Here is a 21787-nt window from a genome sequence, read left to right on the forward strand (position 1 = left end):
ATTATCCCACCGCGTTGAGCAAGGCAGTCAGCATGTCGTCGACGGTTTTCATCATCCGGGCCGATGCCTGATAGGTGTGTTCGAGGTCGAGCAGCAGCGACATTTCCTGGTCGACATTGACGCCGGTTGCGTTGGACAGCGCCTCGGCGCTGCGCGAGGCCAGCGCTTCCTTGGCGTCGGAAGCGGTCGACGCCTGCTGACGCACGCCCTCGAACCAGCCGATCGAATTGGCGGCGTAGTCGGAAACGCTGGACGTTGCCGAAACCCCCGCGGCGGGGTCGAAAGTCATCGGCTGGTCGAGCCGGTCGCCATAGGCAACCAGAAGGGTGGAATAGGACGCGCCGCCGCCGGTGTTGGCGACATAGGCGGCACCATTGGCACCGCCGTCACGCAGCAACGTCGGATTGCCACCGCTGCTCGGGTCCATCGCCGCATTGACGCTGATGGACGCGGCAAGGCCGTTGACCAGCGTGCCCGCGGCCGGGATGGCCGGCGCGCCCGACCAGGTGAACAGGCCGGTTTTGTTAGGCTGCGATGGCGCCGTTTCGGCGAAGGCAGTGATCAGGCCACGCGCGGTCTCATCGAGCTGGCTCTGCATGGTCGAGGCGACGCCGTCGCGCAATTGCAGCAGGCCGGCGAGTGTGCCGCTGGCGCTGGTGTTGCCGCCGGCTCCCGCCGAGATCGGCACATTGTCGATATAGACGGCATTGCCGGCGGCACCCGCGGTATAGCCGGCCGACGCTGCGAAGGTGACCGTGCGCGGTATCGTCTCGAACAAAGTCGTGCCGTCACCGGTGGTGATGACCATGTCGTTGTCGCCACGCGTGAAGGTCGACACCGGGACATAGTTCGAAATCTTCTTCAAAAGCGCGTCGCGCTGGTCGAGCGCGTCGGAAACGTCGGTGCCGGAACGGGTTCCGGACATGACCGCGGTGTTGGCATCCTGGAACTGGCTGAGCAGCGAGTTCAAGTCGTCGACCGCCGTGGCGATCTGGCCGTCGGTCTGGGTGCGGAAATCCTGGACGGCCTTGGAGCCCTCATTGAGCGAGCGCACGACCTGTTTGGCTGCGTCGATGACGCTGGCGCCGAGGTTCTGGTTGGACGGCGAGGTGGCGTAGAGCTGCAGCGCCTGCTGCAGGTTGCCGATAGCGGTCGAGGGCGAGGACGCATTGTCGACGCCGTTGACCGCAACGCCCAGCTGATCCATGCCGCTGTAGAGCGCGTTCTGGCCGCTCCAGGTAGACAGCGCGGCGAGGTTCTGGCGGAACAAAAGGTCGTTGGTGGCGCGCTGGATATCAACCGAACGCGCGCCCGGCGCCGTGCTGGTGACGACGGCCTGGCGGCGCGAATAGTCCGGATTGGAGGCGTCGGCGACGTTGCGCGAGACGACGCTGGTCTGTCGCGCGGTGTTCATAAGCGCCGACTGGGCGATACTCAATGCGGTAGACAGTGACATGCGCGTCTTTCGCGGGCGGTGCCCGTCTTATCTCTTCAGGTTGACAAGGACGTCCATCAGATCGGAACCGGTCTGGAAGACTTTCGAATTGGCGGTGTAGCTGCGCTGCGCCGCGATCATGTTGGTCAGTTCTTCGGCGATATCGACGTTGGAATTCTCGAGTGCGCCGGAGATGATGGAGCCGAGCTTGCCCTCATTGGCAAAGCCGACACGGACTGCGCCGGATTCGGTGCCCTGCGAGTAGACATTGCCGGGCAGTGCGGTGAGCTGGTCCGGGCTCTGCACGTCGGCCAGCGGAATCTTGTAGAGCGGCTTGGTGGAACCGTCCTTGTACTGGGCGTAGATGGTGCCGTCCTTGCTGATCTGGACCTTATCGATGGTGCTCGGCGCGTTGCCGTTGACCTGGGCGTCGGAAACGGTGAAGCCGGTGCCGAGCTGGGTCAGCGCCGACAGGTCGAGATTGAGGCTGGCGCCGTTCGGCACGGTAAATGAAACGCCGGTGGGCGTGCCGGTGAGCTTGCCGGTGGTGGTATCGAAGGTCAGGTTGGCCGAGCCCAGAAAGCCGCCGGCGGTATAGGGGAACGATGTTCCGGGCGTGGCCTTCGACTGATCGAAGACCGCCACCTGCCAGGTGCCGGTGCCGGTGTTGGTGAAGTAGACGTCGAGCAGCTTCTTATTGCCGAGGTTGTCATAGGCGACCATCGAGGACTTCGACGTGTATTGCGCGGACGCAGCATTGGCGGCAGGCAGGTTGGCGGTCGCGACCGGTGTCGCGCCTGCCGGCAGGTTGCCGGCATAGCTAGCCTCGGTGCTCGGCGTTGCGGTCATTCCCTGGTCGGAGATGACAACCGGAACCAATCCCTCGAAGCCGTTGACCGTCGCTGCGGGCACGCCATTCTCGTAGCTATAGGCCATCAGCTGGAAGCCGGCCGAGTTGACCAGCCTGCCCTGCCCATCGGGAACGAAGGCGCCGGCGCGGGTCAGGTAGGGCGTACCGCTCGGATCCTGAACGACAAAGAAGCCATCGCCGCTGACGGCAAGGTCGGAGACCGAGGTCGTGTACTGAAGCACGCCTGGATCGCTGACCGCCTGACGGATCGTCGTGGTGACGCCGCCGGAATTGTAGGCACCGCCCGTCGACGGCATGACCAGCGTCGAAAATTCGGCGGAGGACCGCTTGTAACCGGTGGTGTCGGAATTGGCGATGTTGTCGGCGACCGTCGATAGGCGGTTCGCCTGCGCGTTCATGCCGGAAACGCCGGTCCGCATCATTCCGTAGAGGCTCATCGAAACGTCTCCGCTGTGTCCATGCCACTGGCTACGAGGCTACGCGTGTTTTCTTGCGCGAGGCTGGCGCGGCGCTGCATCAGAAGACGAGCCGGTAGCCAAGGAAACGCTTGGAATCGATCGGGTCGGTGCCCAGCTTTTCGCGCAGCTTCTTGCGCAGTTTGCTGATGTGGCTTTCCACCACGTTCTCCTCGACCTCTTCGTCGAAGATGCCGTAGATGGCATTGAAAACCTGGGTCTTGGTGACGCGACGCCCGCGATTGCTCGCCAGATATTCGAGGATGCGGCGCTCGCGGCGCGGCAGGGGCAAGGGCTGACCATCGATCTCGGGGTCGCGCCCGTCCATGAAGATACGCATGGCGCCGATCTCGGTGTAGGCGACGTCTTCCTGGGCGCGGCGGCGGATGGCGGTGATGCGGGCCAGGATCTCGCGGATGTGGACGGGCTTGCGAATGACGTCGTCGACGCCGCTCTCGAACAACCGCAGCGTGTTCTCTAGGGAATGCTGTTCGCTGAGCGCAATGACCGGAGCGCCGGTGCGGTCGCGGATCTGGCGGGGAGAGATGGAGCCTTCGCGGCAGTCGCCGATGAGGAAGGCTCGGACCGAGCGCAGATCGGTGTCGGCGGCCGAGCTCACCCACTCACCGAACTCGCCGGACGCAAAGCCCGCACAGGCGATGCCCTCACGATCGAAAAGTGAATTGTATCCCTCTGTTACGAGCTCGCGCTCGTCAACGATAACAATCATCGGCCCCGCCTTCCGAATCAAATCATTTGCCCCGTGAAGAGAGGCGTATCCGCTGGCGAGAATCCTGAACAACCGTCATTTCTTGTAGCTAGTTTCTTGGGAGTCTCGAATCGTATCGGTTGCATTAGCGTGCAGCCAGATACGCCTTCGGTGGCAAGTTTTGACCAAGTGAACCGACAATTCCGGGTTGTGCGGTTGCTTTATTAGAAGCGGAAATACGCTTATGGGTTGCAGAAGCCGCGGGCGTTCGCGGTCCATTTTCCAAAGCCGGTAGCGACCATATTGGCAATGACGCGGCAGACATAGATCTTCTGCGCCGGATCGTTGTCGGGACCGGCATGATAGCGGGCGACGGCCATCGACCAGGTCTCATGACGGGCATGGAGGCTGGCCAGGAAGCGCGCCGCATAGTCGACGTTCTGACGTGGGTCGAGCATGTCCTCGACGCTGCGAAAATGCGACGCGTGGTAGTGGTGGTTGATCTGCATGCAGCCCAGATCGATCAGCGTCTTGCCCTCGCGCCGCGCATTGGCGAAAGCGGCAAGGGCCTCGGTCCGGCTCTTCGGAAAGACTGCTTTTCCCTCTATATTCAAGGCGTTGGGCTGAAGGCTTCCCTTGTTGCCGGTCTCCGTCAAGCCAACCGCATAGAGGATGCCTGCGGGCACGCCATAGCGATCGGCGGCGCGCAGGATCTCCGGCTCGCAAGGGTTGGTCGCGGCTGCGGCAGCGCTTGCCGCGCTAGATAAAGATATCGCCGCCAGCGCGCTCGCGAGAAGGCGAAGTGCCGCGGCCGTAGTCCTGCGCGTCATCGTTGCGTTTCCCTGCGGATTGCTGACCCGGTTGCTGGCTGCCCGCTCCACCATTGCCGCCGCCCGAACTCCCCGGTTGGAAAGATGATGGATCGCGGCCTGTTGCCGCCGGCAAAGGGGCGGTTGCATCGGCGCGGGTTGCGGCAGGAATTGCAATCGAAGGTTGCAGGATTGTGACCTTGTCAACCTCGAAGCCGAGCCCGCGCAGCGATTTGATGATGGCCTCGCTGTCGGCGGACAACCGGCGGTAGGCGTCGTGTGTTTGAGGCTTCAGCTCAATCGAAAGTTGTTCTCCGGAGAGGCGGAGATGGGCCGTCACCATGCCGAGTTCGGCGGGATGAAGTTCGATCTTCAACACATGTGTCGGAACGGCAACAGGGCTGGCCAGCTGGGCGGCCGCGGATGAGGCCGAAAGCGCCTTTTGCGGGCCGCTTTCGGCGGCTATGGCGTTGATCACATTGAGGGCTGCCTGGCTGACGGGACTCTGCGGCGGTGCGGGAAAGCTCTGTTCGGACACCACGTCCATGCGCGCGGACAGGGACTGTTTTCCCGCTTCGGGCCGTATCGCGGACTGGACGTCCTCGATGCTTTTCATCGCCGGCCCGGCGTGCTTCGACTGTACCCCGGGCACGTCGGCAGCCGGGGCGTCCGGCAGCTTCAGGGCCGCCACGGTATTGTCGCGTTTCGGCGCGCTTGAGGCAGCGCTTGGCGGTTGACTGTCGAGTTCCGCCAGAGGCCCGTCGACGATCGAAGCCTGCTCCGGCTTCGACACGGTGTCGAGAGCCTCGCGTCCGGCCGTAGACTTCGACCGGTAGGTCTTTGGCAGTGGAGCCTGCCCGTCGAGTGCCGGGTCCGACGGGCTCTCGCCGGATGCCGCGTCGCGCCCGGATGCCTTGGCCGATGTCGAGAAATGGCGCAGGTCATGAAACGCGATCAGCAGCGGCAGGTCGTCCTGAAGCGGCACGGCATCGGCGTCCGGCGCCGCGTCTTCGGCGTCGACTTCGTCCTTGTGCGCCTTTGCTTCCAGGCCGTCCTTGCCGATTTTCACGGTCTGCGCTTTGGCTGAGATAACCTTTTCAGGCTCGGCCTTGCCGCCATGCCCGGCAAGGCCGGCGGCGAGCTTGCCCCAACGCTGCTCGCGCGATCCTGCCTCGGTCGTCGGCTGCCGTTCAGGGCGAGCAGGCGCCGTGTCGCCGCGCAGCATCTTGCCGAAACCGGCGTCATCGTTCCTGCCATTCGCGGCAGGTTGATCCGACGTCGCGCGCGCGGAGGCAAATCCCGGCAAGGCCGAGCCGAGGCTGGTGGTCATTTGGGGGCGGCTCCAAGCATCTGGTCGATCAAGTCGAGCTGTCGACGTGTTCTGGTCATGGCGGCGTCGGTCGGATCGGCGGGCTCCGGCCCGGTAGCGGGCGCCGGTGCCGAGGCCGGCATGACGGTCGCGGCGCCGGCCGCTTGCGCGGGCACCCCCCGCGCCGCCGGCGCACTGGTGGGGGGGCCCGCCGGCGGCCGGGGGCGGCGGGGCCGGGGCGGTTCTGCGGGGGCGGGCGCCGGGGGGTGGCCGCGCCCCCCGCGGCCGCGTCCGGCGCATTCGTGGCTGGTCCGCCGGAGGCCGCGGTGACGGCAGGTTGTTCCGAGATCGCGCCTTCGACCGGTGGCAGTCCGCTGTCATCGGCGCCTTGCGCCGTGGCGATCTCGGGCGCCAGAGGCTGCTCGGCCGCAGCAGGGACAGGCTTTTCCTCGGGAAGGGCGGCCGGCGGTGCGACGACTTCGCCGGCAATGGCCTGCGCGGCGTCGAGCAAGGCGCGGTCGCCTTCCGACAGCCTGCCGCGGTCGATCTTGCCGAGCCTGACGCGGACGTCCTCGATGGTGCCGGAGGTGACGGTGGAAAGGCTGGCATAGAGCAGGGCGCGTGGGTCGTCCTGGTTGGTGTTGCCGTTGCGACCCTGCTCGGCCCGCGCCGAAGCAAAGGCCGACAGGTCGTTCAGGCCGTCGATCGCGGCGCGGCGGGCGATGCGCAGATAGATTACCTTCTCGCGCTCGGGATCCATCATCGAGGTGATGTCGGCCAGCTTGTCCTGGCTGATCGACATGTGCAGCGCGATGACGCCGGAGACGAAAGAGTCGGCGAATTGGCTGGCATAGGGCGAGTAGAGGTAGCGCTCGACATACTGGGTGGAGGCAAGCGCAAAGCGTGCCGCGTCACCTTGCGCGACAGCAATGCCGACCGAACGGCGAAGTGCTGCTTCCTCGACCAGCGTGCCGGGGCTGAGCAATCTTGCCTCATCGAGCAGACCGAGTGCGGCCGCCGGCTGGTCGCCGGCAAGCAGCGAGCCTTTGACCAGGGCAAGGAAAGCGCCGAGATCGGGAGGCAGCACCATCGGATCTGTCAGCCTCAAGGCTTCGATCGCCTCGCCGGGCCGGCCGTTGAGGTAGTCGATCACGCCTTTGGCTATGGCAAGGCTTTGCGGGTCGGTCGTGGCGCGCGACGTGGCGGCCTCGACGGTCACCGGGTTGCCGCCGCTCATGCCGTAGACAAGCAGGGCGCGAAAGTTCTTTGGGTCCTTGTAGTCCTCGGCATCGGCCGCGCGCAGGCGCGCATCCGCCATCTCCAGCAGCTTGGCCTGCATCGGCAAGGCGGCATGATCACCGGCGGCTATGCGGTCCTGGATGAGCTGCAGCGAGCGCACCAGCTGATACGGCTGCAGTGCATCCTGGGCGAAGCCCGCCGACGGGTGTCCGCCGGCCAGCAGCAACAGGCCAATCAGCCGGCTGGTGACGGCCGCTCGCCTCATCCGCCGGTCGCCATCAGGATTTCGATGCGGCGGTTCACGGCCGCCAATGGATCCGCGGCGTCCTTCGGCTGGCGGTCGGCGAAGCCGGCGACCTCGGTGATGCGGCGTTCGTCGACGCCGCCACGCACGAGCATGTAGTAGGCGGAATGCGCGCGCGCCGTCGACAGTCGCCAATTGTCGTAGCTGTCGCTGCGGAACGGCCGGGCATCGGTGTGGCCGTTGATGCTGATGGTGCCCTTCTGGCTGTTGACGATGCGGCCGATCTTTTCCATCGCCAGCACAAGTTCGCGGCTCGGCAGCACCGAGCCGACCTCGAACATGCCGAAGTCGAACTGGTCGGTGATCGAGATGACGACGCCCATGTCGGTGGCTTCGACCGAGACGCCGTCGTGCAGCTTGTCGCCGGGTTTGAAGGCATCGGCCAGCTGCCGCTTGACATCGGCCGCGGCCTTGATAGCGGCGGCGGTCGGCGCCTTCTCCCCGGTGTCGGGCTTGGCGGCCTCTTGCGCCTCGGGCCCGGCCTTGGCCGCGTCCGCGGTTTTTGTATCGTTTGGCTTGATGTCGCCGGCCTTGGCCATTGCCGTGGCGGGGTTCGCGGCCTGCTTGCCGGCAGTGTCCTTGGCCAGCGGCTCGAGCGGTGCGGCCGCGACAGGCGGCACGGCTTTGACTTTGAGCGCTTGCGTTTCGGCGGTCTTGTCGCCGGGCTTGGCCGGATCGCCCTCGATCCTGGTGCGTTCGGCACTAGCCTCGGCGCCGGGCGCCGCCACCTGCTGCGACCAGAAATCAGGCTCGAAGGGATCGCGATAGGAGGCGCCGCCAGAGGCGCCTGTCGCCGGGCCGGCGGCCTGCACGCCGCCGTCGCCCTTCTGGCTGACATTCTGCATGACACCGGTGTCGGTGGCGATTTCCGAAAGCACCGCGTAGGGATCGGCGAACAGATGCTCGTCGGAGTGTTCCGCCTGCGGGAGTTCTTGCTTGTCCTGTTTGCGGTCCGCCGAGCCATCGCCGTCCTGGCCGGCCTTGTTGGTCGCCTTTTGCGGATTGTCGGCCGTCGTCCCGATCGCGCGCGGACCGTCGCCGAGGTCCTCCAGGCCCTTTCGGCTCGAATTGCGGTCTACCAGCTTGACCGGGTTGAAGTAGCTGGCGACGGCTGCCTTGGTCTGTTCGTTGGCGGCGTTGATCAGCCACATGACCAGGAAGAAACACATCATGGCCGTCATGAAGTCGGCAAAGGCGATCTTCCAGACGCCGCCATGGTGGGCCTCGTCGTGGTCGTCATGACCGCGCCGCACGATGATGATTTCGTGGGGTGTGTGTCCAGCCTCGGCGACGCTCATGCCAGGACCTCTGAAAGGGTCGTCGACCATTCGGCCATTCGCGTCTCGAACACCGCCTCGTCGATGGCGACGGTGAGGTCGAAGCCCGGTGCCTCGACGAAGTCGAGATTGGCGGTGCGGGGCCCGAGCGATGCCTTCAGTGTCTCGAACAGCGAGAGCGGCCCGCGCACGACGATGCGCACCGCTTCGGCATCGCCGACCGCCTCGCGTATCGCGCTGGCGAGCACCTCGATCGAGCGTTTCTGCAGATCGTCGCTGACGATGCCGCCGATGATGCGGGCGACCGTGGTGGCGACAAGCCCGGTCACACGCGCCTCCATGGCATCGATGCGCAACGAGACCGCCTTGCCGACATCGTCGCCGAGGCTTTCGAGAAATACCCTTGCCTCCTCTGCATGGGCCTGGCGTTCGGCTTCAAGCGCGGCTTCATGCGCGATCGACAGGCGTGTCTCGAGCGCCGCCTCGGCCTGGACGACCGCTTCCGCGATCAGCGTGCCGATATCTGCTTGCGGGGCAGGCGTCTCGGGTTTGTGTTGGGGATCGACTGCTGCCCGGGGCTGACCGGCACGTTGCGTGCGGGTACCGAAATCAGGCAGAAGGTCGAAGAGGGCTGCGGAGACCATGGTTTATACCGCGACTTCCTGGGCAGCCCATTTGCGCAGGATCTGCGCGGTGCGTTCCTCGTTGAGGTCGACCATTCGGGCAAGCCGATCCTGCGGCGCTGGCCTGATCTTCTGGCGAAGATCGTCGAGCGGTGTGGGACCCGGGCGCGTGCCGGGCAAGGCGGCAACCGAGGCACTCTCGGCGGCGGCGGTTGCTTCCGGCGTCGGTAGCGACCGCTGGACATCATCGAAGCTGGGGCCTGACAGAGCCGGTGTCGCTTTTGCCGTCAACGCCGACGCCATCGGCCTCAGGCCAAAGAAAGCGACCAGGAATACGACGACGATGAAGGCACCGGCGTTGATCAGGGTGCCGGCATGCTGGCCGATGGAATCGAGCATTCCCGCCTGCGGGATCGCCTCGCCATCCAGCCCGTCGATGAACTCGACCGCCGAGACATCGATGACGTCGCCGCGCTTTTCGTCGAAGCCGGTGGCGGAGGTCACCATCTTCTGGATGTCGGCGACGCGCTTGGCAATCTGCTCCGGCGTGGCGTCCTTGCCAAGGATGGCCGTCAGCCGCTGCTGGTTGACGACGACGGAGATTGACATCTTGGTGACGCTGTAGCCGTTCGAGACGGTGGCGATCTTCTTCGAATTGATCTCGTAATTGGTGATCTCTTCCTTGCGGTCGTTCTGCGAGGAGGATTGCGGACCATCGGTGGCGGTTGCCTGGGCCTCGGGCAGGTTCTGCTCGACGCTGGCCGGGGTGGAGGCCTGCTTCTGATTGTTGTTTTCGTTGGCGCGCACCGACTGCACCGAGCGCTCAACGCGGGAATTCGGATCGAAAATGGTTTCTTCGGTCTGACGGGTGTCGGTGTTGACCTCGGCCTTGACGCTGGCGCGGAAGTTGTCGGGGCCAAGATAGGCCGTCAGCGCACGGCGGATGTTGTCGCCGATCTGCGCCTCGACGGTCTGCTCGACGCCGAGCGTGCGGGCGGCGCTGGTGTTGGAAGGATCATCGCCCGCGGCCAGTAGATTGCCGCTGGAATCGAGCACCGTCACCTTGTCGGCCGACAGGCCGGGGACGGCGGCGGCTACGAGATGGCGGATCGACATAGCGCTCTTCTCGGCGTCGATGCCGGCGTAGCGGATGACCACCGAGGCGGAAGGCTGCTGCTCATCGCGGCGGAAATTGGCGCGTTCGGACATGACGATGTGGACGCGCGCCGCCTTGATGCCCGATATCGACTGGATGGTGCGGGCGATCTCGCCTTCCAGCGCGCGCACGCGGGTGATCTGCTGCATGAAGGAGGTGAGGCCGAGCGAGCCGACATTGTCGAACAGTTCGTAGCCGGCATTGGCGCTCGTCGGCAGACCCTTTTCGGCAAGCAGCATGCGCGCCTGTGCGGTGGTGCCCGCCGGCACCAGCACGGAGGTCCCGTCGGCGCCAACGTCGAAGCCGATGCCGGCTTCGCCCAGCACCAGCCCGATCTGGTTCACGTCGGCGCGGTCGAGCCCGACATAGAGCGTGTCGTAGGCGGGGCGGTTGAGATAGACCGAGGCGATGCCGATGACGCCCATCACCAGAACGGCGATGCCCGCCAGCATGGCAAGGCGCTTCACGCCAAACCCGCGGAGATTCGAGATGATGCTCTGGATCTGTTCCGGCACGGTTCAACGACTCCCAGCATGATTGTCCGCCGGAACAGTAGTCCTCGAAGCTTGTGCGAAAATGAAATCGGGCCGCGCTTGCGGCGCGGCCCGTCAATCGAGCAGGGATCGCGCCGATGGCGCCCGCGATCAGCTCTTGAACAGCGACAGGATCGACTGCGAGGCGCTGTTGGCGATCGACAGCGCCTGGATGCCGAGCTGTTGCTGAACCTGCAGCGCCTGGAGGCGGGTCGATTCCTTGTTCATGTCGGCATCGACGAGCTGGCCGACGCCGCGGTCGATGGAATCGATCAAGCTCTGGGTGAAGGTCTTCTGCAGGTCGATGCTGCTCTTGGCCGAACCGAGGATGGTGGCGGAATCGGTCAACTGAGCCATGACCTTGTCGATCCTGGTCACCATCTGCGTGATGATGTCGTCGGTTACGCCGGCCGCCGTGATGTCGAGGTTGTAGGCGGAAATATTGTCGACCTTGGCGACTGCTCCCGCCGCCGTCTGGCCGGCGGCGTTTGCGGCGATGTCCGTTCCTCCGCCCGCGATCGAGGCCGTATAGGCGGTGTCATAGAGGGTCTGGGCGGCTCCCGTGGCATAAATGGAGGTCTGGCGATCGAGGGTGCCTTGGTTCTTGACGTCGGTGGCCAAGCCGTAGTCGAAAAGCTTGGTGCCCTCGACATCGATATTGATCGTTCCGATCGAGATGGCGCCGGATGAGGAGCGATTGAACGAGGACACGATTTGGGAGTCGGCCTGGACGCCATCGTTGGCGGCGGCGACCTGCTTGGAGGTCACCGCGAGGAAATTCGAGCCCGAGAAGGTCGCCGCATCGGCAAATGACTTCATCTGCGCCTGAAGCGCCTTGATCTCGGTCTGGGTTTTTGCCTTGGCGGCATCCGTTTGACCGACCATGGACAGCACCTTGGTCTTGATCTGGCCGATCGTCGTCAGCACATTGTTCATGCCGGTATAGGCGGTATCGACTTTCGAGGCGCCGAGGCCGAGTGCATCCTGCACCGTCGACAGGGCCTGGTTGTCCGAGCGCATCGTGGTGGCGATCGACCAATAGGCGGCGTTGTCCGAGGCCTGCGAGACCCGGTAGCCGGTCGATATGCGGGCCTGCGTCTGCTCGAGCGATTTGTTGGTGGCGCTGAGGCTTTGAAGTGCGGTTAACGCCGAAGCGTTGGTCATGATGCTCGCCAAGAAAGTCGCTCCTTCTCAAAAGCCGACATGCTCAGACATGCCGGATAGGCCTGTTCAACGGGTGGCATTCTGCCGAGAGGCCGATTCGCCAACTGTCGTAAGCTATTGGTTAACCATAACTAGCGCGGCATGGTTAACAGCCTGTTAAAAGCTGGCTTTTGAGAGTTAAGGAACGAGGATTGCGCGAGGCTGGAGCAAACGCAAATCGGGCCGCGCTTTTGGCGCGGCCAGATTTTTAGTGCGAACTGTGGTTGAGCGGAAGCGATTAGCCGCGGAAGAGCGACAGGATCGACTGCGAGGAACCGTTGGCGATCGACAGCGCCTGGATGCCGAGCTGCTGCTGGACCTGCAGCGCCTGCAGACGGGTCGATTCCTTGTTCATGTCGGCATCGACGAGCTGGCCGATACCGCGATCGATGGAGTCCATCAGGCTCGAGGTGAAGGTCTTCTGCAGGTCGATCGAGCTCTTGGCGGCGCCGAGCTTGGTGGCGGCGTTCGTCATATCCTTGAGTGCGGCATCGACGACGTTCATCATCTGCTGGATCTGGGTGTCGCTGGCGGCAACGCCGCCCACGGAGATGGCCAGGCCGGCGACCGAATAGGTGTCAGTGGCCGCCGCGGCAGCACCCAACGTCGGGGCCGAGGCGGTGGCGACGGCAGCGCCGGTGGTGCCGAGGCGGGCCGTGTCGAGGATGCCCTTGGCGGTCGGCGCGGCGCCGGCATCATAGAGCTTGATGCTTTCCACGTTGACGTCGATTGTCGAGATCGAAACCGCACCGGTGGCGCTGCGGTTGAAGGCCGAAACGATCTTGATGTCTGCCGCCGTGCCCGAAGCCGTGGACACCGACAGCATGTTGGTGCCGGAGAAAGTGGCGCCGTCGGCGTAGGCCTTCAACTGCTTCTGAAGAGCGGCGATTTCGACCTGGGTCTTTTCCTTGGCGGCGTCGGTCTGACCGTAGGAGCCGGTCAGCTTCTGCTGGATCGCGTTGATGGTGGTGATCGCGCTGTCCATGCCGGTGTAGGCGGTGTCGACCTTCGAGGCGCCGAGGCCGAGCGCGTCCGAAACGGTGGACATAGCCTGGTTGTCGGAACGCATCGTGGTGGCGATCGACCAGTAGGCGGCGTTGTCGGAAGCCTGCGAGACCTTGTAGCCGGTCGAGATGCGGGACTGGGTGGCTTCGAGATTCTTGTTGGTGGAGTTCAGGCTCTGCAGCGCCGTCAACGCGGCGGTGTTCGTCATGATGCTGGACATGGCTACTCGTACCTTGATTTTACAGGTGTTCTTTTTACATACCGGGCTTCCCGGTATGACGGTGCGGCATCATGCCCATGATCTCTGAAATCGATCACCCGCCATCTGCGAGCGAATATGCGGGCAAGTCCCTACCAAAGGGATAAACCGGACGGTTAATCGAAAATATATTGCTTGAAATTCCGCGCCTGACCAGCGAGGCAGCGACCAGTTGCCAGGGATACGTTGCCGGCGGTCAGTTGAACGAGCGCACCAGGCTGCCGACAAGCAGATTCCAGCCGTCGATCAGGACGAAGAACAGGATCTTGAACGGCAGCGACACCACCGTCGGCGGCAGCATCATCATGCCCATCGCCATGGTGATGGTGGCGACGATCAGGTCGATGACCAGGAATGGCAGCACGATCAGGAAGCCGATCTCGAAGCCGCGCCGGATCTCAGAGATCATGAAGGCGGGCACCAGGACACGCAGGTCGACAGTGTCGCGCGAAACGGTCTGGCCGCGCTCGCGGGCGAGATCGGCGAAGAGGTCGAAGTCCTTGTCGCGCACATTGCGCAGCATGAAGGTGCGGAACGGATCCGAAATCTTGTCGAAGGCTTCGGTCTGGGTGATCTGGTTGTCCATCAGCGGCTTGACGCCGGTGTTCCAGGCCTGATCGAAGGTCGGCGCCATGACATAAAAGGTCATGAACAGCGACAGTGAAATCAAAATGAGGTTTGCCGGCGTCGACTGCAAGCCGATGCCAGCGCGCAGGATCGAGAAGGCGATGACGAAGCGAGTGAAGCTCGTCACCATGATCAGCAGGCCCGGCGCCACCGACAGCACGGTCAGCAGGCCGAACATCTGGATGATGTAGCCGACGGTGGTGCCATCAGCCTTGCCGATGCCGCCTAGATCGAGCTGCTGGGCCGTCGCGACGGATGTGGCGGCGGCGATCATCGCCGTGGCGAGAAGGAACTTTCTCATTCGAGCAGCAATGTCCTGATGAGAACCTGTTTGGCGTGACCCTGGCTGCGGATCGAGGCGCGTTCCTCGAGATCGGCCTTCAGGTGCTGGTAGCCGCTGGCGCCCTCGATCTGATGCATCTTCAAGGTGCGCACCAGAGCCAGAAGGTCCTGGTGGATATCATCCGACATAGCCTGTGGCTGCGGCTCGTCATAGACGACGGACACCTCCATTCTGATCCAGGTATCGGCAGGCGAGGCGATGTTGGTGGTGATCGGCGCCAGCACGACGAGCGTCGGCCCCACGCCTGGCTGCTCGGCCGAAGCCGGCTGCTCGGTCTTGCCCTCGTTCTCGGGCGCGACCGGTACCGACGGCGGTGCGTCGACGCCCTTGAGGTACCCGCCGGACATCCAGCCCATGCCGATGGCGGCCGCCGTCACAACCAGCAGCATGCCAGCCTGGATGGCGAGCGAAGGACCCTTGCGCGACTGAACCTGTTCGACATTTGCCACGGTGCCGTGTTCCCCAATCCTAGAACGGAAGAACCTGGTCGAGAATCTGCTGGCCGTAGGCAGGTTGCTGGACCTCGGTGATGCGGCCGCGTCCGCCGTAGGAGATGCGCGCTTCGGCGATGCGTTCGTAGGGGATGGTGTTCTCGGCGCCGATATCGGCCGGCCGCACGATGCCGGCGAGTGTCAGCACCCTGAGTTCGGCGTTGACGCGCACTTCCTGCGACCCCTTGATCATCAAATTGCCGTTCGGCAGGACATCGATGACGATGGCGGCGACATTGAGTTCCAGGGTTTCCGATCGCTTGATCTCGCCATCGGCCGTCGTGTCCGTGGTGGAGTTGAGAGCGCCAGCACCTTTGCCGGCGGTGCTGCCAACCTTGTCCCATTGCGCGCTGATGTCGAAACCGAGCTTGCGGTTGGCGGTGCGGCTCCTGTCGTTCTGGTTCTTGAAGTTGGCCCGGTCATTGATCTTGATCTTGACGGTCAGGATGTCGCCCTGGGACAGCGCCCGCGGGTCGGTGAACAGCCGGCTCTGGCGGTCATCCCACAACGAGAATTTCTTGGGCGGCGTCGGCGGCGTTTCTGGATAGCGATAGAGGGAGCCAGTGCTGGCGTCGTCGATGCCGGAGCCGACCGGTGACAGAGCCGGCTCCCTGCCGACTTCCTTCAGGTTGGTTCCGCAACCGGACAGCACGGCGACCGCGCACAGGACGAGCATTTTGCGGATCATGACGGATCTACCCTTCGGGCTGCGCTGGCCATGATGCCGGTGAGCGTCGCCGCAGCCTTCTGGTCCATTTCGTTGAGGATAACGCTCGCCTTGCGTGAATCGAGCTTCATCAATATGGCCGCCGCCAGATCGGCGTTGACGATGGCCAACCGCTCGGCGGCGGCGTCGGGTTTCATGCCGGCATAGATCTGGACGACGCCGTCTTCGGCCCGGGCCAGGAAAACCTCGCGCCGTTTCAGCCAGGTCTCGTATTCAGCTTTCTTTGCATCCAAGGCTTTCATGCGCTCGTCAATGCCGGCCTGGAGCTGCTTCAGTTCCTCCGCCTGCAAGACATAGCGGCGGTCGCGGGCGGCGTCGGCGATGTTGGAGCAGAAGCGCTCGATCTCGCTTTGGTCGGGTGCCTTTTCCCGCGTCAATTGCTGCGGCGCCGCCGCGACCGGTGCTCCCGGCAAGACCTGGCGGACCGTTTCCTCGCCGCGTGCGGTATCGCCGGCGAAGAGCAGAGCCGCGAGAACGGCGGTCGCGAGCAGAATCGCGGCGGGGCGATGTCTTTCATGGCGTGAGAAGGAGCGCGTCATCGGCATCGCCTATTGCAGAACCAGGTCGGCCTGCAGGGCGCCGGCCGATTTGATGCCCTGCAGAATGGCGATGATGCCGTCCGGCTTGACGCCGAGACGGTTGAGGCCGGAAACGAGGGTCTGGAGATCGGGTCCGTCAAGCACGGCGACGCGGGCATCGGGCCGGCTGGCTTCGATGGCGGTGAACGGTTCGACGGCGGTCTCGCCCTTGGAGAAGGGCTCGGGCTGGACGACGCGTGGTGCTTCGGTGATGCGCACGGTGAGCGTGCCGTGGCTGATGGCGACCCGCGAGATCTTGACGTCGTTGCCGATGACGATGGTGCCGGTGCGCTCGTCGATGACGACACGGGCCGGCGTGTCGGATTCGACCACCAGGTTCTCGATCTCGGCATAGAAGCGAGCCGCCGAAACACCCTTTGGCCTTCTGATCTGCACGGTGCGCGAATCGCGCTCGGCCGCCACCCGCATGCCGAAGCGCTGGCTGGTGTAGTCGTTGATGGCGTCGGCAATGCGGATTGCGGTCGAGAAATCGGGATTGCGCAGTTGCAGCGTCAGTGTCGCCTGGTCGTCGAACTCGGCCTGGACAGCTCGCTCGACAATGGCGCCGTTCGGCACGCGGCCGGAGGTCGGCACGCCTTGCGTCAACTGCTCGGCCTGGCCCTTGGCGGTGAAGCCGGACACGATGACCGAGCCCTGACCGACGGCATAAATTTCGCCGTCCGCCGCTTTCAAAGGCGTCATGATCAGCGTGCCGCCGGAAAGCGAGGTCGCGTCGCCCATTGAGGAGACGTCGATGTCGATCCGGGCGCCCGACTGCACGTAGGGCGGCATGTTGGCGGTGACGATGACGGCGGCGACGTTCTTGGCGCGCGCGCGACCGCCTTCGGTGGCTATGCCGAGATTCTCGAGCATCGCGCGGATCGACTGTTCGGTGAACGGCGAGTTGCGCAGACTATCGCCCGAACCGGCAAGGCCGATGACCAGGCCGTAGCCGACCAACTGGTTGTCGCGCGAACTCTGCAGCTGGGCGATGTCCTTGATGCGCGACGCGACCTGGCCCGGCGGCAGCGAACTCGGCCCGGACGAAACCCGGAACATGCGGCTGGTGGTGGCCGGATTATATTCGGGATCGTCGTAGACGCCGCCATTCTTGGCGGCGAGCTCGCGCTTGGCCTTCGGCGTCAGGCCGTCGGCTAGCGCCGGCTGCAGGCCAATCACGGCGGCCAATATCAGGGCAAGGCCGCGCATCATGAAGCGCTGACCTGGATGGTTCCGTCCGCCATCACCGTGCCGGACAGGATCTTGCCGCTGTCGATGTTGCGAACCTTGACGAGGTCGCCCGCTGCACCTGGCTGCAACGTCACGGCGGTTGCCGAGATCGTCAATCCGCCGGCGATGAAGAAGACCTGCACGGACGCACCCTGTTCGACCAGCCAGGCTTCGCGGATGGCGGTGGAAGGGATGTAGCGGCCGGGCAGCAGCGTGCGCTTGGCGATCTTGCCGTCGAGTTCCTCGGCCCGTGTGACGACCGCGTCCGGCTTGTGCTTGCCGGCGATGAGGGTCACCTGTTTCAGGGCTGTGAGCCCGATGGTCTCGCCGGGATAGATGACCCGGTTGGGAATCAGCACCACCTCGCCGACAGATTGATTGCTGGCGATCTGAGTGGCCGATTGGCTTGTCGATTGGGTTGTCGATTGGTTTGTCGATTCCTGGGCAAAAGCCGGCATGCCGCCGGTCACCAGCGCAAGGACGAGCGCGGTGCGGCGAAATGCGGACAGGAGGCCGGGCGTCGACATCATGCGTTACCGGATGTTCTTGGAGACGACAGAGGCCATATCGTCGGCGGCCTGAATGACCTTGGAGTTCATCTCATAGGCGCGCTGCGCCGAGATCAACTCGGTGATTTCCTTGACCGGGTCGACGTTGGAGGCTTCGAGATAGCCCTGCTGGATGGTGGCGAAGCCGGGGTCGCCCGGGACACCGACATTCGCCGGCCCCGAAGCCGTGGTTTCCTGGAACAAATTGTCGCCGAGCGGCGCCAGGCCTGCCTCGTTGGCGAAGTTGGCGATTTGAAGCTGGCCGAGGTTCTGCAGGTCGGTCTGGCCGTCGATGCGGGCGAAGACCTGCCCCGTCTTGTTGACGATGACCTCGACGGCATCGACGGGGACGTTGATGGCCGGAATGACGGCAGCGCCGTCGACCGTGACCAACTGGCCGGTGGCGTTGGTGTTGAGGGCGCCGGCTCGGCTGTAGAGCGTGCCGCCGTCTGCACCCTCGATCTGGAACCAGCCCCTGCCGGTCAGCGCCAGGTCGAAACTGTTGCCGGTGCTGGTCAGTTCGCCCTGCGTGTGCACGTTGCGCACGGCCGTCGTCTTGACGCCGAGACCGATCGACACGCCCTCCGGCACCAGCGAGGCGTTGGAGCGGTTGGGCACACCCTGCGTGCGATCGACCTGATAGAGCAGGTCGGAAAATTCGGCACGGGCGCGCTTGTAGCCGGTGGTGTTGATGTTGGCGATGTTGTTGGCGATGACTTCCAGATTTGTCTGCTGGGCATTCATGCCGGTGGCGGCGATGGCGAGTGCTTTCATGGCGGAATTCCTCAGATGCCCATTCGACTGACTTCGAGATAGGCGGAAACCACCTTGTCGCGGATGGCGACGGCGGTCTGAAGCGCCTGCTGCGCGCTCATCACGGCGTCGACCACCTGACGAGTGTCGGCGTCGCCCTTGAGCGCCTGCATCGACACCTGCTCGGCATTCTGCAGCGTGCTGACGGTCTTGGAGGCCGCCTGGCTCAGCGCCTCGGCGAAGGAGGTGCCGACATTGCCACCGGGTGTCGCGCCGCCCTGCAGCAGGCTTGTCACCGCGTCGTCACCGCCGATCGACGATTTGAACTGAAGGGCTCCGATGCCGCTGATCATTACTGGTTCCTCATCAGGTCGATGGTCATGGAAATCAGGTCGCGCGCCTGCTTGACGACCTGAAGGTTGGCCTCGTAGGAGCGGTTGGCCTCGGTCATGTCGGCCATTTCGATCAGCACGTTGACATTGGGCATCTTGACGTAGCCCTTCTCGTCGGCGGCCTCGTTGCCGGGCTGGAACTCGACCGGAAAGTCGCCTGGATCACGGTCGATCGAGTTCACTGCAACCGTCGAGCTGCCGGAGGTCCGATCGAGTTCGGAGACGAAGCTGATGGTCTTGCGACGATAGGGGTCGGAGCCGGGCGCGGTGCCGGTCGACTGGGCGTTGGCGAGGTTTTCGGAAACGACGCGCAGGCGCTCCGATTGGGCGCCGAGGCCGGACGCTGCGACTTTGAGGGCTGCGGTGAGCGCGTCCATGGTCAGCTCTTAACCGCCATCATCATCATCGAATGGAACGCCTTGACGATCGCCGTGTTGAGTTCGAAGGAGCGGCGCACCTCGCCGGCCTTCAGCAATTGGTCTTCCAGCACGACCGAGTTCTTGGACGGCATGACGACGCCGTCATCTTCCTGCGGCTTGATGGTGAAGCCGGCATTGGTCGCGGCGTTGCCGAGATGGCCGGCCTGCGTGGCCTGCAGCGATACAGCGGTACGGTCGAGCACCTTTTCGAACGGCTCGACGTCGTTTGCCGTGTAGCCCGGCGTGTTGGCGTTGGCGATGTTGCCGGCGACGGCGGACTGGCGCACGGCCAGCCACTGGGCTTGCTTGGCGGCGAGGTCGAAAAGGGAAACGGGCTCCATGAGAATCTCCGAGCAGGTACTCAGAGACTAGGCCGCGAGTCTTGCGCGGGCCTTGCGAACGACCAGAGGCCGGAGGGCTGTTATCGCGAAAGCTCGATCACCTGGTCGGTGCTGGTGACCATGACCCATTTGCCTTTGCGTTGCTCGATGGAAGACACCAGGCTGGAATCCGGCAGTATCGAGCCGCGCTGGACGATCCAGAGGCCGGCATCGTCCTCGATCATCGCGCGGCCATTGGCGACATGGACCATGCGAAATTTCGCGGCGTCGGCCGGAAAGGGTTGATCGTCGGGTGCCGACACGGGATCGGCATCGTCCTGCACCGCTCCCGTGGCGAGCAGATCGAGATTGGCGGCGGGAACGTCCTTCGCCGTCAGCGGCGCACTGCGTTGGGCGACCACACCGCCGCCCGCCCGTCCCGAATTGGTTCCGGAGCCGCCGAACTTCATTGCCTGGACGCCAAACTGTTCCTGGTTGAAGAAGATGTACCAGGGAAACAGGGCGCAGATCAGCCCGAGCGTGATGCCGAGCGCTGCAATGACGACATCGCTGCGTCGGTCGGACTTTTTCTTCAGCCTGGGAAACTGCGCCTTTGGCGGCTGCGGCCATTCGTGCCCGGAAGACTGCTGCCATTTCCGCGGCGAAAACAGGTCGTTGATGGCCGAGTCGCGGCTGGCCTCGGTCTCCTGGGCGGCCTTGGCTTCGGCGATCATGTCGCGCAGGACGCGCTCGGTGTACTGGCGTTCAGTCTCCGGCATCGGCGTTCAACTTGCTCTTGAGGTGGCGGGCGAGGTCGGAGAACGGATCGGCTGACGGGCGGTCCTTCGGCGATTGCGTCAGCGCTTCGTAGATCAGCGGCACCTGGCGCACGGCAATATCGAGTTCGGCGTCGACACCGCCCTGATAGGCACCCAGCAGGCGGATATCGCGCGTGTCCTCGAAGCGCGAGATCATCGACTTCAGCCTTGTCACCAGTGCGCGCTGTTCGGTGCTCCAGGCCTTGCCGGCCAGCCGCGATATGGACGACAGCGGATTGACCGGTGGGTAGCGGCCCTGTTCGGCGATGCTGCGATCGAGCACGACGTGACCGTCGAGGATGCCGCGCACGGAGTCGGCGACGGGGTCGTTGTGGTCGTCGCCGTCGACCAGCACGGAAATAATGGCTGTGATTGATCCTTTGCCTTCGGTGCCTGGTCCGGCGCGTTCAAGCAGCTTGGGCAGTTCGGTGAACACCGAAGCTGGATAACCGCGGGCGACCGGCGGCTCGCCGGTTCCCGTCGCCACCTCGCGCAACGCGTGGGCGAAGCGGGTGATAGAGTCCAGCACCAGGAGCACGCGATGGCCCTGGTCGCGAAAATGCTCGGCGACGCGCATGGCGGTGTCCGGCGCGCGCCGGCGCATCATGGCGCTCTCGTCGCTGGTGGCGACGACGGCGACGGTCTTGGCCATGCTGTTGCCGATCGTGTCTTCGAGGAATTCACGCACTTCGCGGCCGCGTTCGCCGATGAGCGCGACGACGACGGTGTCGAATGCGTCGGCGCCGGCGAGCATGGCGAGCAGCGTCGACTTGCCGACGCCGGAACCGGCGAAGACGCCGAGGCGCTGGCCGAAGCAGAGCGGCGTGAAGATGTCGATGACCTTGACGCCGGTCATGAAGGCGGTGCCGACACGCTGCCGCGCCATGGCGCCGGGTGTCTTCTGGGCGCCGCTCGACGCATCGTCACCCCTGACGAGCGGCATGCCGCCATCGATTGCCCGGGTGAGCGCGTCGATGGTGCGGCCGCGCCACGAGGCATGCGGCGCCACCGCAAGCGGACCGCGGCGGAACACGGCATCGCCGATGCCGGCATCGGCGCTGCGTTCAAAGGGGGCTACTACAACCTCGTCGCGGCTGATCTTGACGATCTCGCCGCGGCGCGTGCCGCCATGGCCGCGCTGCTCGACGATGTCGCCCAGCCTGGCGAAGTCGGAAAGGCCGTGCACCTTGTAGTGCGTGGGCGTGACTTCGGTAACGCGGCCGCCGCGCTTGAGCAGCGCCTCGGCGTCGGCGAAACGCCGCCATACGCGCTCCAACGCGGCAAGCCGGTCTTCCGGCGCCGGCTGGAGCTGTTTTTCGAGAGCGCGGATAGATGGCTGGCCGAGCGACATGGG

At 64.5% G+C, this 21787-nt stretch carries 23 protein-coding genes; all 23 read right to left on the bottom strand.

Going from position 1 to position 21787, the window contains the following annotated elements; all coding sequences use genetic code 11:
* Position 1: 1 nt before the first annotated feature.
* Positions 2 to 1456, bottom strand: coding sequence for a flagellar hook-associated protein FlgK (flgK, locus tag NKI73_RS20115; protein ID WP_352632656.1), 1455 nt, complete (start codon positions 1454 to 1456; stop codon positions 2 to 4).
* A gap of 27 nt (positions 1457 to 1483) precedes the next feature.
* Complete coding sequence (locus tag NKI73_RS20120; RefSeq protein WP_352632657.1) at positions 1484 to 2743, bottom strand: flagellar hook protein FlgE; 1260 nt, start codon at positions 2741 to 2743, stop codon at positions 1484 to 1486.
* A gap of 79 nt (positions 2744 to 2822) precedes the next feature.
* Positions 2823 to 3491, bottom strand: a complete 669-nt coding sequence (locus tag NKI73_RS20125; protein WP_352632692.1) for a response regulator transcription factor — start codon at positions 3489 to 3491, stop codon at positions 2823 to 2825.
* A gap of 221 nt (positions 3492 to 3712) precedes the next feature.
* Positions 3713 to 4300, bottom strand: a complete 588-nt coding sequence (locus NKI73_RS20130) for a transglycosylase SLT domain-containing protein (RefSeq protein ID WP_352632658.1) — start codon at positions 4298 to 4300, stop codon at positions 3713 to 3715.
* Positions 4230 to 5609, bottom strand: a complete 1380-nt coding sequence (gene fliK / locus NKI73_RS20135) for a flagellar hook-length control protein FliK (RefSeq protein ID WP_352632659.1) — start codon at positions 5607 to 5609, stop codon at positions 4230 to 4232. The genes NKI73_RS20130 and fliK overlap by 71 nt, the downstream gene beginning before the upstream one ends.
* Before the next feature lie 55 nt (positions 5610 to 5664).
* Positions 5665 to 7092, bottom strand: coding sequence for a MotC family chemotaxis protein (locus tag NKI73_RS20140; RefSeq protein WP_352632660.1), 1428 nt, complete (start codon positions 7090 to 7092; stop codon positions 5665 to 5667).
* A complete protein-coding gene (locus tag NKI73_RS20145; RefSeq protein ID WP_352632661.1) occupies positions 7089 to 8429 on the bottom strand; it encodes a MotB family protein in 1341 nt (446 codons plus the stop codon). Before NKI73_RS20145 ends, NKI73_RS20140 begins: the two co-directional genes overlap by 4 nt.
* Complete coding sequence (locus NKI73_RS20150; protein ID WP_352632662.1) at positions 8426 to 9052, bottom strand: hypothetical protein; 627 nt, start codon at positions 9050 to 9052, stop codon at positions 8426 to 8428. Before NKI73_RS20150 ends, NKI73_RS20145 begins: the two co-directional genes overlap by 4 nt.
* Before the next feature lie 3 nt (positions 9053 to 9055).
* Entirely contained in the window at positions 9056 to 10702 is a 1647-nt protein-coding gene (gene fliF, locus NKI73_RS20155) for a flagellar basal-body MS-ring/collar protein FliF (protein WP_352632663.1), read from the bottom strand.
* 129 nt (positions 10703 to 10831) lie between these two features.
* Positions 10832 to 11896, bottom strand: a complete 1065-nt coding sequence (locus tag NKI73_RS20160) for a flagellin N-terminal helical domain-containing protein (protein ID WP_352632664.1) — start codon at positions 11894 to 11896, stop codon at positions 10832 to 10834.
* 265 nt (positions 11897 to 12161) lie between these two features.
* The gene (locus NKI73_RS20165; protein WP_352632665.1) at positions 12162 to 13148 is read right to left on the bottom strand and encodes a flagellin N-terminal helical domain-containing protein; all 987 of its coding nucleotides are present in this window, start codon (positions 13146 to 13148) and stop codon (positions 12162 to 12164) included.
* Positions 13149 to 13383: 235 nt separating this feature from the next.
* Complete coding sequence (gene fliP, locus NKI73_RS20170) at positions 13384 to 14115, bottom strand: flagellar type III secretion system pore protein FliP (protein WP_352632666.1); 732 nt, start codon at positions 14113 to 14115, stop codon at positions 13384 to 13386.
* Complete coding sequence (locus NKI73_RS20175) at positions 14112 to 14606, bottom strand: flagellar basal body-associated FliL family protein (protein ID WP_352632667.1); 495 nt, start codon at positions 14604 to 14606, stop codon at positions 14112 to 14114. The genes fliP and NKI73_RS20175 overlap by 4 nt, the downstream gene beginning before the upstream one ends.
* 19 nt (positions 14607 to 14625) lie before the next feature.
* Positions 14626 to 15336 carry a flagellar basal body L-ring protein FlgH gene (flgH, locus tag NKI73_RS20180; RefSeq protein WP_352632668.1) on the bottom strand — a complete coding sequence of 237 codons (711 nt, stop codon included), beginning with the start codon at positions 15334 to 15336 and terminating at the stop codon, positions 14626 to 14628.
* Complete coding sequence (locus tag NKI73_RS20185) at positions 15333 to 15914, bottom strand: MotE family protein (protein WP_352632669.1); 582 nt, start codon at positions 15912 to 15914, stop codon at positions 15333 to 15335. The genes flgH and NKI73_RS20185 overlap by 4 nt, the downstream gene beginning before the upstream one ends.
* 9 nt (positions 15915 to 15923) lie before the next feature.
* Positions 15924 to 17165, bottom strand: a complete 1242-nt coding sequence (locus NKI73_RS20190) for a flagellar basal body P-ring protein FlgI (protein ID WP_352632670.1) — start codon at positions 17163 to 17165, stop codon at positions 15924 to 15926.
* Positions 17162 to 17713, bottom strand: coding sequence for a flagellar basal body P-ring formation chaperone FlgA (gene flgA / locus NKI73_RS20195; RefSeq protein WP_352632671.1), 552 nt, complete (start codon positions 17711 to 17713; stop codon positions 17162 to 17164). The genes NKI73_RS20190 and flgA overlap by 4 nt, the downstream gene beginning before the upstream one ends.
* Before the next feature lie 3 nt (positions 17714 to 17716).
* The gene (flgG, locus tag NKI73_RS20200) at positions 17717 to 18505 is read right to left on the bottom strand and encodes a flagellar basal-body rod protein FlgG (RefSeq protein WP_013529795.1); all 789 of its coding nucleotides are present in this window, start codon (positions 18503 to 18505) and stop codon (positions 17717 to 17719) included.
* A gap of 11 nt (positions 18506 to 18516) precedes the next feature.
* Entirely contained in the window at positions 18517 to 18837 is a 321-nt protein-coding gene (gene fliE, locus NKI73_RS20205) for a flagellar hook-basal body complex protein FliE (RefSeq protein WP_352632672.1), read from the bottom strand.
* Complete coding sequence (gene flgC / locus NKI73_RS20210; protein ID WP_352632673.1) at positions 18837 to 19253, bottom strand: flagellar basal body rod protein FlgC; 417 nt, start codon at positions 19251 to 19253, stop codon at positions 18837 to 18839. Before flgC ends, fliE begins: the two co-directional genes overlap by 1 nt.
* Positions 19254 to 19255: 2 nt before the next feature.
* A complete protein-coding gene (gene flgB, locus NKI73_RS20215) occupies positions 19256 to 19636 on the bottom strand; it encodes a flagellar basal body rod protein FlgB (protein WP_109659404.1) in 381 nt (126 codons plus the stop codon).
* A gap of 80 nt (positions 19637 to 19716) precedes the next feature.
* Positions 19717 to 20394 (bottom strand): hypothetical protein, encoded by a 678-nt coding sequence (locus tag NKI73_RS20220; protein WP_352632674.1) that lies wholly within the window; start codon positions 20392 to 20394, stop codon positions 19717 to 19719.
* Positions 20381 to 21784 carry a flagellar protein export ATPase FliI gene (fliI, locus tag NKI73_RS20225; protein WP_352632675.1) on the bottom strand — a complete coding sequence of 468 codons (1404 nt, stop codon included), beginning with the start codon at positions 21782 to 21784 and terminating at the stop codon, positions 20381 to 20383. Before fliI ends, NKI73_RS20220 begins: the two co-directional genes overlap by 14 nt.
* Between the last annotated feature and the right edge of the window lie 3 nt (positions 21785 to 21787).

The organism is Mesorhizobium sp. M0496, assembly GCF_040321205.1.
Lineage (GTDB): Bacteria > Pseudomonadota > Alphaproteobacteria > Rhizobiales > Rhizobiaceae > Mesorhizobium.